This is a genomic window from Loktanella sp. 3ANDIMAR09, assembly GCF_001420005.1.
In the GTDB taxonomy this organism is placed as follows: Bacteria; Pseudomonadota; Alphaproteobacteria; order Rhodobacterales; family Rhodobacteraceae; genus Loktanella.
In genome coordinates, this window is the sequence record NZ_LJAK01000012.1 from 64,677 (window position 1) to 77,181 (window position 12,505).

Below are 12,505 nucleotides of genomic sequence, written 5' to 3' on the forward strand. Positions count from 1 at the left end.
CCGCCTACCTTCAATGGCAAGGGAGGAAACCAAATGAACACGAGCAAAGGGTTTCCAATGGCTTATCAGAACACAGCACATCACGATCTTTACGGGGTTTTTGCAACGCTGCGCGAGAACCTGGCCGCATTCGGTCGCGGGTTGTCGCGGGGCATGGAGGCATATGCCCACCGCAAGTCGCGCATCGATCAAATGGAACGGTTGAACGCGAAAACCGATGCGGAACTGGCCGAAATGGGACTGCGTCGTCAGGACATCGCGCGCCACGTCTTTGCCGACCTGATGAACGTTTACTGACGATCAGGTTCGGGGGGCAGTCCCGCACAGCGCATGACGGACTTGCAGCTGCCCCCCTGACGCATCCCCGTGGTCAAGGCCACCTCTGGTGTATGGGGCCGTTGCCCCACCACATGCACCAAGAGGTTTATCATGCCACTCGACACGACATTACCGACCGACCTGCAGACGCAGGTGGACGACTATTTCGCCACATTGGGTCAGGGGTTCAACGCGGGAAGGATCCGGCAGGAACGCACCACGCGATTGATCGCACTGAACGCGATGACCGATGCGGAACTGGCACAACAGGGCCTGACCCGCGCCGAGATTCCGAACCACGTTTTCGGCGATATGTTTCCCAAGTAAACCTGACGGCGGTGGCAGCATGACCGATATGCCGACCGCCCAGCACGTCGAACCGTTCGGCGGGTCCGCTGTGGATACCGTGACGCTGGACTACGAATCGCGGTTCCTGCGCCGCCGCGTGTTGACCACCGACACCGGGGTGCGGTTCCTCGTGGATCTGCCACACACCACATCGCTGAATGCGGGCGACGCACTGGTGCTGAATGACGGTCCGCGCATTCGCGTGCAGGCCGCGGCCGAGGATGTGTTGCGGATCACGGGGCCGAACCTGGCACGGATTGCCTGGCATATCGGCAACCGGCACACCCCCTGCCAGATCGCGGGCGACCATCTGCTGATCAAGGCCGATGACGTGATCCGTCACATGCTGGACACCATCGGGGCCAAGGTGACGCCCGATTGTGTGCCATTCACGCCCGAGGGCGGTGCCTATGGGCACGGGCGCACCCATGCCCACGCACATGGCCACACCGCCCATGACTGACGCGCGGTTGCTGACCCTGATGCAATGGCTGTCGCCTGCGTTCCCGCTGGGCAGTTTTTCCTATTCCCACGGGATCGAGGCGGCGGTTGCGGCGGGCCTGATCCACGACGCAGACAGCCTGACCGACTGGCTGACGGACATCCTGCGCCACGGCACAGGGCGCAGCGATGCAATCTGGCTGCGGCTAGCGGCGGACACCGACAATCTGAACACGCTGGACGCGCACTGCCGCGCCTATGCGCCCGCCCGCGAACGGCTGGCAGAGGCTGACCGCCAGGGGGCCGCGTTCTGCAACCTCGCGCGTCAGGTTTGGGGCATCGACATGGCCGACGTGACGCTGGCCCCTGCGGTGGGCCATGCCGCCCGCCAGATCGGCATGGACATCGACACTGTCGTGCCGCTGTTTCTGTCATCCTTTGCCGGGAACCTCGTTGCCGGCGCGCAGCGTCTGTTGCCACTGGGACAGACCCGCGCGCAGGCGATCAATGCGGCACTTCACCCGGTCTGCGTCGCGGTCGCCAGCGATACGCGCGGCGCGACCATCGACGACATTCAGTCCACCGCGCTGATGTCCGACATCATGGCGATGCAACACGAAACCCAAACTGTCAGGCTGTTTCAATCATGACCAAACTCAATGGCCCGCTGCGCATCGGCATCGGCGGCCCCGTCGGCGCAGGCAAAACCACACTGACCGCGCGACTGGCCGAACGGCTGAAATCCGAATTTTCCATCGCGGTCATCACCAACGACATTTACACTCAAGAGGACGCAGAGGCCTTGATGCGGATGCAGATCCTGCCCGCCGACCGCGTCATGGGTGTGGAAACCGGCGGTTGCCCGCACACCGCGATCCGCGAGGACGCCAGCATCAACCTGGCCGCCATCGACCGGATGAACAAACGCCATCCCGACCTGCAGATCGTCCTGATCGAAAGCGGCGGCGACAACCTGTCCGCCACATTCAGTCCCGAACTGGCCGACATCACCATCTATGTCATCGACACCGCCGCCGGAGAGGACATCCCCCGCAAGGGCGGACCCGCCCTGACCCGGTCCGACGTGCTGGTGGTGAACAAGACAGACCTAGCACCCTATGTCGGCGCCAACCTCGACCGGATGCGGGCCGATGCCGCCACCGCAAGGGGCGACCGCCCCTTTGTGTTCGCATCCCTGAAATCCGGTGACGGTGTGGACGCGGTGATCGCCCAGATCCGGAATTTTGGCGGTTTGTGACGAAAACCGACATGCCGGGGTCTTGGACTGCGGCAAAGGCGACTTAAATGGCATCAAGGAAACGTGACAAAGGATATTGCAGGCAGTGAGGCCCCTATCGTGACCCCGCTCGATCTTTGGTGTGCGCCACGGCGCGCGCCCATCCTGTCCGGTTTTCCTCGTCAATCACAACGCACTGGTGTAGGCGTCCGCCACCCCGACCGCGCTAGCCAGAGGTGATCCCAGACCCGTGTCCCTATTCCTGATCGCTCTTTTGCCCTTTTTGGGCGCCTTGTTGCCGGGTCTGATGATCCACGCGGGCCGCCAGGCCTGTTTCATGGCGACGTTCCTTGTCACCGGCCTGACCACCGTCGGCCTGCTGGTCCATGCCCCCGCCGTTCTGGGCGGAGAGGTCATTCAGGCGCAGCTGAACTGGATTCCGTCGCTGGGGCTGAACGTCAATCTGTTCCTTGATCCGCTGGGCTTCTTCTTTGCCGGGTTGATCCTGATCATCGGCCTGCTGGTGATCGTCTATGCGCGCTACTACCTGTCGCGTCAGGACAACATGGGCGAATTCTACAGCTACCTGCTGCTGTTTCAGGGCGCGATGGTCGGCATCGTGCTGTCCGACAACATCCTGATGCTGGTGGTCTTTTGGGAACTCACGTCGCTGTCGTCCTTCCTGCTGATCGGGTTCTGGAAACATCTGCCCGCGGGCCGTCAGGGTGCGCGCATGGCGCTGACCACGACGGGCATGGGCGGTCTGGCCCTGATCGGTGGCATGATCCTGCTGGGACAGGCTGGCGGCAGCTATGACCTGACAACGCTGCTGCAAAACCGCGAGATGGTGCAGGCATCCCCGCTGTATATCCCGGCGCTGCTGCTGATCCTGCTGGGCTGTTTCACGAAATCCGCACAGTTCCCGTTCCACTACTGGTTGCCGCATGCGATGGCCGCGCCCACGCCCGTGTCGGCCTATCTGCACTCTGCCACCATGGTTAAGGCAGGCTTGTTCCTGATGGCGCGCCTCTGGCCCGTTCTGGCCGGGACCGAGGCCTGGACCTATATCGTCTGCACCGCGGGCCTTTTGACCATGGTGATCGCGGCCTTCATCGCGTTCTTCAAACATGACCTCAAGGCGCTGCTGGCGTTTTCGACCATCTCGCATCTGGGTCTGATCACGTTCCTTTTGGGCACCGGCACGCCGTTCGGTGTCATGGCCGCCGTGTTCCACATCCTGAACCACGCCACGTTCAAGGCGGCGCTGTTCATGACCGCCGGCATCGTCGATCACGAGGCCCACACCCGCGACATGACCCGGCTGGGTGGGTTGCGGCACCTGATGCCGATCACCTTCATGATCGCCACGCTCGCATCACTGTCGATGGCCGGTATCCCCCTGCTCAACGGCTTTATTTCCAAGGAAATGATGCTCGAAGAGGCGACCGTCACCACCCTTTATGGCTCGCCTTGGCTGGTGACGATCGTGGCGACTGTGGGTGCGCTGTTCTCTGCGGCCTATTCGTTCCGGTTCCTCGGTCACACCTTCTTTGGGCCCAAGCGTGACGATTACCCCGCCACGCCGCATGATCCCGGTGTGGGGCTGTGGCTGTCCCCTGCCCTGCTGACGATCCCCGTGGTCGTGCTGGGTGTGGCACCCTTCCTTGCCGAACCTTTTGTGAAGACCGTGACCGCAGCGGTGCTGGGTGACGCGTCACTGGTTCCGGACAAATATCTGGCGCTGTGGCACGGGTTCAACCTGCCGCTGCTGATGTCGGTGATCGCCGTGATCGGCGGCATCCTGATGCTGCTGGCCTACAAACCGCTGATCAAGGCGTGGGACAACACCCCCCGCCCCGAGGCCAAGACGATATTCGAGGCGCTGGTGAACGGGTGCGGCACCGCCGCCAACCGCTTTGCCGAAGGTCTGCACAACGGCAGTTTCACCCGCTACGCCGCGATCATGATCGTGACGACGACAGCGGTCGGTGCCTTTGCATGGATCACCGGCAAATCACTGGCCCAGGGCCGCGAGATGCTGCCGATCACGCCACCGGCCTTTGCCGGGTGGGCAATGCTGGTCGCCGCGACCGTGTTCATGGTGCTGGTGCATCGCAACCGTCTGGCCACGCTGATCCTGATGGGGATTGTGGGTCTGATCGTGTCCGTCGGGTTCAACTATTTCTCCGCCCCCGACCTCGCACTGACACAGATTTCGGTCGAGGTAGTGACAATCATCCTGCTGCTGCTGGCGCTGAACTTCCTGCCCAACAGCACACCGGTCGAATCCAGCCCGGCCCGCCGGACCCGTGACGGCGTGATCGCGGTGCTGGGCGGTGTGGCGACCACCATGCTGATGTATTCCATCCTGATGTCGGATTTCCCGACAGCCTCGATCAGCGAATATTTCCTGGCCAATTCCTACAAGGGCGGCGGCGGCGACAACGTGGTCAACGTCATCCTCGTGGATTTCCGTGGGTTCGATACCTTTGGCGAAATCATCGTGCTGGGGATTGCGGCGCTTGTCATCTATGCGCTGACGGAATCGCTGCTGTCGTCGTCGGTCCGCGCGCGTCTGCTGAACCGCGGCTACGAAGAGGAACAGGCAGGCGACGCGCATCCGCTGATGATGGTCGTGCTGACCCGCGTGATGATGCCCGTGGTGCTGATGGTGGGTTTCTACATCTTCTTGCGCGGCCATAACGAACCGGGCGGCGGGTTCATTTCCGGCCTTGTCGTCGCGATCGCGGTTGTGATGCAGTATATGGCGTCGGGTTTTGCCTGGGCCGAACGGCGCCAGCGCTATCCCTATCACGGGATCATCGGCGCGGGCGTGCTGGTGGCAGGTCTGACGGGGATCGGCAGCTGGTTTGCAGGCGCGCCGTTCCTCAGCTCTGCGTTCGGTTATTTCCGCATTCCGCCGATGAACGAATTCGAACTGGCGACGGCGATGGCCTTTGATCTTGGCGTGTTCCTCGCCGTGGTCGGTGCGGTGATGCTCAGCCTTGAATCCTACTCGCGCCTTGCACGGCGCCAGGGGGATGAAACCAACGAACACGCGATGGACATCGATCCCTCCCGAGAGGTGCCGCCCCTGGGCAGCCTTCGCAACACAGCGCAGCAGGAGGGCTGAACATGGAACTTCTTGTCGCAACCGCCGTGGGCATGCTCACGGCATCGGGGATCTACATGGTGCTGCGGCTGCGGACCTTTCCGGTGATTATCGGGATTTCACTGCTGACCTATGCCGTGAACGTGTTCCTGTTCGGATCGGGCCGCCTGTTGCCCAACGCACCGGCCGTGCTGACCGACGGGGTGGACATCTATTCCGACCCGCTGCCGCAGGCACTGGTGCTGACCGCCATCGTGATTTCATTCGGCATGACCGCCGTTGTGGTGATCGTGGCGCTGGGGTCATGGCTCGCCAATGACGACGACATGGTGGACACCCCCACCGCAGGTGCCGGACCAGACGCAGCCGATGACCAACCGCGCGGGGGGGCACAATCATGACCCATTGGTTGATCCTGCCCATTCTGCTGCCGGGCATGCTGGCGGCAATCCTGGTGATGGTCACGCGCTATCACCGGGTCCTGCAACGCACCTTTTCGCTGGCCGGATCGGTCCTGACGCTGGCGCTGGCCATCGGGCTGTTCTGGCGCGCATCCGACGGCACCATCGACATCTATCAGCTGGGCAACTGGCAGGCCCCGTTCGGGATCGTGCTGGTCGCAGATCGGCTGTCGACGCTGATGGTGCTGATCACCGCGATTCTGGCGCCGCTGGTCCTGCTTTATGCCATTGGGTCGGGTTGGGATGAACGGGGGCGGCATTTCCATCCGCTGTTCCAGTTCCAGATCATGGGAATCATGGGCGCGTTTCTGACAGGCGACATGTTCAACCTGTTCGTGTTCTTTGAAATCCTGCTGATCGCCAGCTACGGTCTGATGATCCACGGGGGCGGGGCCGACAGGCTGCGCGCGGGCACGCAATACGTGCTGTTCAACCTGCTGGGATCGACGCTGTTTCTCTTTGCGCTCGGCACGCTTTATGCGCAGACCGGCACGCTGAACATGGCCGACCTTGCCGTGCGTGTTGCAGCACTTGATCCGGCCGATACCGCCGGCATCCGGGTCGCCGCCGTCCTGCTGCTGCTGGTTTTCGCGATCAAGGCGGCCCTTCTCCCGCTGCACTTCTGGTTGCCTGCCAGCTATGCCGAGGCCCCCGCCCCCGTTGCGGCCCTGTTCGCAATCATGACCAAGGTCGGTGCCTATTGCATCATCCGCGTCTATACGCTGGTGTTTCCGACCGACCTGTCGCTGACGCAAGGGCTGTTCGACACCTGGATGATGCCTGCCGCGCTGCTGACGCTGATGATGGGCATGATCGGCGTGCTGGGATCGAACCGCGTTGATCGTCTGGTGGCCTTTTCGGTCATCGGCTCCATGGGCCTGTTGCTGGCGGCGGTATCGGTATTCACACCCCAAGGCATCGCCGCAGCGCTGTACTATGCGGTGCATTCGACATTTGCCGCCGCTGCGCTGTTCTTGCTGGTGGACGTGATGCGCGACCGGCGCGGCGACGTGGGCGTCCACCTGCGCGACGCGGCCCCCATCGCGGGCGGGGCGCTGGTCGCCGGCATGTTCTTTGTCGCGGCCATCGCCATGACCGGCCTGCCTCCCCTGTCAGGGTTCATCGGGAAACTGCTGGTCATGACCGCAGCCCTCGATCACCCGCTCGAGGCATGGATCTGGGCCGCCATCCTGATCGGATCGCTGATAGCGGTCGTGGGCTTTGGTCGTGCGGGCAGTCAGGTTTTCTGGAAATCGCATCAGGTCGCAACTGAAACCACCGGCCCTGACAGCGCGGCCGAGGGATCAAACACCCCCGAACAGACCCCGCCGGTGCTGCCTGTCGTGGCCATCGGTGGCATGCTGACAATGCTGGTGGCACTGACCCTGTTCGCCGGTCCCGTGATGCGGACCATGGATGCGACCGCAGCGCAGCTGTTCAACCCCGCACCCTATATCGAGGTTGTGCTGACAACCGAGGGCAAGGTGATCGACAGCGGCGATTACGGCGATGACACCGGCGGCGATGCCGCCACGGCCGAGGAAGGTTACTGATATGCCCCTGCGCCTGTTTTACCGGATCTTTCCGCACCCGATCCTGACGCTGATCCTGGTCGTTGTCTGGTGTCTGCTGCAAAACACCATCACGCTGGGCACCGTGGTGATGGGCCTGATCCTGGGCTTTATCATCCCGATCACGACGGCGGCCTATTGGCCGAACCGTCCCCCCCTGCCAAAACCCTGGCGGCTGGTGAACTACCTGGCACTGGTGATGTGGGATGTGGTCGTCGCCAACATCGAGGTCGCCCGCATCGTGCTGTTCAAATCGAACGCCGCCATGCAGCCCAAGTGGATCGTGATCCCGCTGGATCTGCGCACGCCAGAGGCCATCACCATGCTGGCCGGCACCATCACCCTGACCCCCGGCACCGTCAGCGCGGACCTGTCGGCCGATGGCACCGCCCTGCTGGTGCATGCGCTGGACGCCGCCGATCCGGACGCCGTGCGTGACGAAATCAAGGCCCGCTACGAATCCCGCCTGAAAAGGATATTTGAGGAATGATTGGAACAGCCGTTATCATCGCCATGGCCGTGGTCGGCCTTGCCCAGATCCTCGCCATGGTCCGCCTTGTGCGTGGACCCATGGTCGGTGACCGTATCCTGGCGCTTGACACGATGGTCATCAACGCCATCGCCATGATCGTTCTGCTGGGCATCCACTGGGGCACCGCCGTCTATTACGAAAGCGCACTGATCATCGCCATGCTGGGCTTTGTGTCATCAGTCGCGCTTTGCCGCTTTGTGCTGCGGGGGGACATCATCGAATGATCGCAACCATCCTCGACATCCTGATCGTCGCATCGCTCGCCATTGGCGCCCTGTTCATTCTGGTGGGCTCCTTTGGCCTGCTGAAGCTTGATAATTGCATGTCGCGCCTGCACGCCCCGACCAAGGCGTCGACCCTTGGCATCGGGTCTCTGTTGGTGGCGTCGATGCTCTATGCCTTTGCCTATGGCGACGGGTCGCTGAACGAGGTGCTGATCATGGCCTTCCTCTTTGTGACTGCCCCGATCACCGGAAATTTCATCTCAAAGACGCATCTGCATGGCCGCCGCAAACATACCGACGTGCCGCCACCGCCGCAGGACAAGATCTGGGCGACAGACGCCAAGAATACCGAATCCTGATCTTACATTTTGGGTGCGCGAAATTGCGCACCCAAAAATCAGGTATCCATCTGATTTCAAAACAGAATACAGGCGATTGCCAATTGGCAATCAGCCCTTTGCACGATCCTTGAGGAAGGATTCGACCGCCGCCCGGATCGCCGCATCCGGCAGGGTGCTGGAAAATTTCAGCGCCGTCGTCGTGCCTTGCCGGTGCACCGCCACATTTCCCAGCGGATGCGTATAGACGTTGTCGTTGGCGCGGCGCTTGCGTGGTGCCTTGCCTGCCGCCTTGAGCCGGGTCATCACCTCGGCTGCCGTCAGCCCCTGCCCTGCGATGCGATCCGCCTCTTCCAGCACACGTTCTGCCGCATCTTCCTTGACCATCACGGCGCGCAGCTGGCGCGCGTGCAATTCGCGCACTTCGCGGATCGACGGAAAGGCCGCGACAATCCGCGGGTCCAGCTTTGCCAGTTGCAGAAACCGCGACAGGAACGCGGGCGACACCTGCAAACGATCGGCCATGACCTTTTGCTGGCCACCGTAATAGGTCTCTACCGCGCGGGCGTAGTCCTGCGCGCGTTCATAGTCGCTGATATCCTCGCGGTCGCGGTTTTCGATATCGGCAAGGCGAAACGCCTCTTCGTCGGTCAGGTCGCGCTCTTCGATCAAATAGCGGAACTGGGGGTAATTGTTCGCCCGCAGCCATGACACCGCGAAATGCCGCCTTGCGCCGCAGATCACCTCGTATTCTGCGCCCGAGCCGTCCAGCTTGCGCACGATCGCGGGGAATTCCTGCTGGCCCTGGGCCCGCAACCCTTCGATCAGGTCAGCACAGTTTTCGGCAGTCAGCAGGTCATAGGCACGGTTATGCCCTTTCCACATCACGCAGGTCGCCGGATCAACCAGCCGCAACACCTTTTCCTGACGCTGCCCGCCGACCTGATCGGCCATCGCGTTGGACCGTTTCAGAAACCGGGCAGACCCGCGCGGTTCCGGCGTTTCATCTGCACCCAGATCATTCAGGATGTCGTCAAAGATGGCGTCGTGCTTCTTGCTCATAGGATCCCCTCCTTGCGCAGGCGCGCGGTGTGACTGGGCCATGTCTTGCGGATTTCGGTTTCGATCTCGCGGCCCACGGCGTCCAGATAGACGCGGCAGCGCTTGTGTGTTTCCGACCGTGTCGCAGCCCCCGTCAACTCGTAAACCGTCATCAGGTTGGCGGCGGCGTTGTCGATTTCGGCACTGTCCTTCAACACGGCGTTCAGCATGTCTTGCGGGAACACCGCGTCCATCATCCGCTTGATCGCCTGGTGCGCGCTTTTCTGGTCGTTCATCTTGGTGGCGAGGATCTTAACAAAATCATACCCCCGCGTGCCGCCATGTTGCGCAAGCTCGCCCAGCGTGCTGCTCATCATTTTCAGAAAATGCGCGGTCGAGCCAAAGTCGATGTTGTTGGGCGGTGCCGGCACGACGATCGCATTCGCGGCCCTCAGAACCGAGAGCGAGATCATCCCAAGCGCCGGCGGCGGGTCCAGCAGGATCACGTCGAACTGGTCAGAAATCGTCTCTAACCCCGTGCGTAGTCTATCAAGGACGAAATCCTGTTCGCGCACCATCCGCGCCGCAAATTCGTATTCCGCGTCATACAGCCCCAGGTTCGCGGGGATCAACGCGATGCCCGGCCAATAGGTCGCACGCAACGCGTAGTGCAGCGTCGACGGGCCACCGTGGCGAAAGAACGGATAAAGCGTGTCCTCTTCTTCGTCGACGTCCACATCGGGGTTCAGCCCGAACACACTGGTGGTCGACGCCTGGCTGTCACAATCGACGACGCAGACACGGTAGCCCTTTTGTGCCAGGTATTGCGCCAGATGCGCCACGACCGTTGATTTGCCGACGCCACCCTTGAAGTTCTGGATCGCCAGCACCATCGCAGGATCGTCAGGCGCACGGTGCGGCAATGTCCCGAACACCTCGCGCATGCGGTTCACGTCGGCCAGTGAATAGCCTGTGCGCCGGTTGGTATCGGGGTCCTTGTCAGGTGTGGGTAGCCGACCATCATCCTCGGCGTCGCGGATCGCCTTTTCGGTGCGGCCACACATTTCGGCGGCGGTGCGCACGTTATAACGCACATCCAGCGTCTTGGCCGTGCCCGGTGAAAACACCCGTGCCCGCAATTTTTCGATGACACGCCCCGCACGTGATGCAAGGGCGTCAATCTCTGCCAACTCGATGGGGTAGCTCTGCTCTTCCATGACCTGTCCGCCATATTGTTTTGCAACAGAATGCCCTGTGCGGCCTTTGCAGACAAGTGCGATATTCAGCGGCACGCCATTCAAAAATCGCACTTTGGTGCAGTTACCCCACAGCATTGGAAGTTGCGCAGGTGCGCGCTGCAATATGCCACCTGATCCGGGCGCTGATAGCAGTCTAGCGTGCCTGCTGTGCAATTGGCCCCCCTGAAAAATCAAAATCCAGAAAAACCCGATCTGTTCAGATATTCGGATTCATCTGTTCACGGGCCTGATCCCCCTGCCGCACAAGGTCCCCGCAGCCCTATCCCTTACGGCTTGGGATGGTTTGCGCTACGTCTTGGGTGGGATGGCGATACGTCTGGGGTGGTCTGTCCTTACCTCTGGGGTGGGTGAAACCTTACGTTTCGGGTGGGTCGATCTCGCCGAATCGGCACGAGTCGCGATCCCCTGTTTTCATGCCCTTTGCGATTCGCGGCGGGCCGTGGGTGGTGGTCGAAACCTTACAGATCGGGTGCTGCCCCGCGCGCTTGACTTACACAGCTTATCATACAAAAGTAAGCGCAAGCACGTAACAGAAAGTGCGCAGATGGCAAAACCGACGCAGACATCCTACCGTACACTCGACGCGCGGCCCAGTGCCGATACGCTGATCAAACCCGGCGAACTGGTCGACCTGGTCGAGGTGACGCCGCTGACGCTGGCCGACCGGCGTATCTACAACCAGCTGTTGGAAAACGCCTGGGATGCGATCGACAAACCCGTGACCCATGTCATCGCTAAGGCGGACCTGCGCGGCAGTCACAATTCCAACGACCGGATCGGTGAGTCCATCGAACGGCTGATGTCGTCCATCGTCAAGATGGAGGTGACCTGGGACGGCAAGCCTGCGATCGAGCGTGTGCAACTGTTGGGGGGCAACGTCGAAATGGCGCGTGGCGACGGATTGTTCGAATACGAGATCCCTGCCCGCCTGCGCAAGGTGATCCGCAATTCCACCGTTTTTGCGCGCCTACAGCGCGAGGTCATGTTTGCGCTGACCTCCAAATATGCGCTGACCCTCTATGAGATGGTGCAGAAACGCGGCAACCTGCGCTGGAAATCGTCCGAGAAATTTACCCTGGATGCCATTCGCGGTGTGCTGGGCGTGCCCAAGGGCAAGCTGACATCCTGGTCGAACCTGCGGTTGCGTGCGATCGAACCCGCCGTGGAAGAGGTCTGCGCGCTGTCCGACTACATGGTCGAAATCAACCCGATCAAGACGGGCCGCAGTGTCACCCATGTCGAACTGCGCTGGTGGCGCAAGGATGGTGACGCGACCGGCAAGGCGGAACGGGCCCTCAGCTTTGCCAGCACCGGGCGGCGTCAACGCGCCACCGATGATCCCGACCTGCGCCCGCGCCCCGGCCAGCTGGATTCCAAGGGTGCGGCCTTGCAGACCCAGACCTATGAAACGGCCCGGATGCGGTTTCCGGGTTATGACATCTATTATATCGAATCCGCTTGGCGCGACTGGTCGCGGGGCAAGGCGCCCGCCGATGACCCCGATCGCGCTTACCTTGCATTCTTTCGCAAGTTTGCCGAGGCAAATCCGCTATAAGCCATTGATTGCACGCAAAAATAAGGACGATTGCCAATTGGCAATCGCCGCCTGCCGCGCCCCCTGCC

The 12,505-nt window shown here is 61.8% G+C and carries 14 protein-coding genes; 12 read left to right on the forward strand and 2 right to left on the reverse strand.

Annotated elements, in window-relative coordinates:
* The first annotated feature begins 57 nt into the window (after positions 1-57).
* The 11 genes from AN189_RS15305 to AN189_RS15355 all read left to right on the forward strand — a co-directional run bounded on the left by AN189_RS15305 (position 58) and on the right by AN189_RS15355 (position 8,603).
* Positions 58-297: a hypothetical protein gene (locus AN189_RS15305; RefSeq protein ID WP_253279647.1), complete on the forward strand. Its 240-nt coding sequence runs from the start codon at positions 58-60 to the stop codon at positions 295-297.
* 132 nt (positions 298-429) lie between these two features.
* The gene (locus AN189_RS15310) at positions 430-645 is read left to right on the forward strand and encodes a DUF1127 domain-containing protein (protein ID WP_056037746.1); all 216 of its coding nucleotides are present in this window, start codon (positions 430-432) and stop codon (positions 643-645) included.
* A gap of 19 nt (positions 646-664) precedes the next feature.
* A complete protein-coding gene (locus AN189_RS15315) occupies positions 665-1,129 on the forward strand; it encodes an urease accessory protein UreE (RefSeq protein ID WP_157057517.1) in 465 nt (154 codons plus the stop codon).
* Positions 1,107-1,757 (forward strand): urease accessory protein UreF, encoded by a 651-nt coding sequence (locus AN189_RS15320; RefSeq protein ID WP_253279648.1) that lies wholly within the window; start codon positions 1,107-1,109, stop codon positions 1,755-1,757. The genes AN189_RS15315 and AN189_RS15320 overlap by 23 nt, the downstream gene beginning before the upstream one ends.
* Positions 1,754-2,365 (forward strand): urease accessory protein UreG, encoded by a 612-nt coding sequence (gene ureG, locus AN189_RS15325; protein ID WP_056037753.1) that lies wholly within the window; start codon positions 1,754-1,756, stop codon positions 2,363-2,365. Before AN189_RS15320 ends, ureG begins: the two co-directional genes overlap by 4 nt.
* Positions 2,366-2,594: 229 nt before the next feature.
* Positions 2,595-5,477, forward strand: coding sequence for a monovalent cation/H+ antiporter subunit A (locus tag AN189_RS15330; protein WP_056037757.1), 2,883 nt, complete (start codon positions 2,595-2,597; stop codon positions 5,475-5,477).
* 2 nt (positions 5,478-5,479) lie between these two features.
* Positions 5,480-5,857, forward strand: a complete 378-nt coding sequence (locus AN189_RS15335) for a Na+/H+ antiporter subunit C (protein WP_056037759.1) — start codon at positions 5,480-5,482, stop codon at positions 5,855-5,857.
* Positions 5,854-7,470, forward strand: coding sequence for a monovalent cation/H+ antiporter subunit D (locus AN189_RS15340; protein ID WP_056037762.1), 1,617 nt, complete (start codon positions 5,854-5,856; stop codon positions 7,468-7,470). Before AN189_RS15335 ends, AN189_RS15340 begins: the two co-directional genes overlap by 4 nt.
* A gap of 1 nt (position 7,471) precedes the next feature.
* Positions 7,472-7,978, forward strand: a complete 507-nt coding sequence (locus AN189_RS15345) for a Na+/H+ antiporter subunit E (RefSeq protein WP_056037765.1) — start codon at positions 7,472-7,474, stop codon at positions 7,976-7,978.
* On the forward strand, positions 7,975-8,244 hold the full coding sequence (locus AN189_RS15350; protein WP_056037768.1) for a K+/H+ antiporter subunit F: 270 nt from the start codon (positions 7,975-7,977) through the stop codon (positions 8,242-8,244). Before AN189_RS15345 ends, AN189_RS15350 begins: the two co-directional genes overlap by 4 nt.
* On the forward strand, positions 8,241-8,603 hold the full coding sequence (locus AN189_RS15355; protein ID WP_056037771.1) for a Na+/H+ antiporter subunit G: 363 nt from the start codon (positions 8,241-8,243) through the stop codon (positions 8,601-8,603). The genes AN189_RS15350 and AN189_RS15355 overlap by 4 nt, the downstream gene beginning before the upstream one ends.
* A 90-nt stretch (positions 8,604-8,693) precedes the next feature.
* Here the strand turns inward: AN189_RS15355 and AN189_RS15360 are convergent, their stop codons facing one another.
* A complete protein-coding gene (locus AN189_RS15360) occupies positions 8,694-9,644 on the reverse strand; it encodes a ParB/RepB/Spo0J family partition protein (RefSeq protein WP_056037775.1) in 951 nt (316 codons plus the stop codon).
* A complete protein-coding gene (locus AN189_RS15365) occupies positions 9,641-10,840 on the reverse strand; it encodes an AAA family ATPase (protein WP_056037848.1) in 1,200 nt (399 codons plus the stop codon). The genes AN189_RS15360 and AN189_RS15365 overlap by 4 nt, the downstream gene beginning before the upstream one ends.
* A gap of 586 nt (positions 10,841-11,426) precedes the next feature.
* Between AN189_RS15365 and AN189_RS15370 the strand changes: the two genes are divergently transcribed.
* Entirely contained in the window at positions 11,427-12,437 is a 1,011-nt protein-coding gene (locus AN189_RS15370; protein WP_056037779.1) for a replication initiation protein, read from the forward strand.
* Positions 12,438-12,505 lie beyond the last annotated feature (68 nt).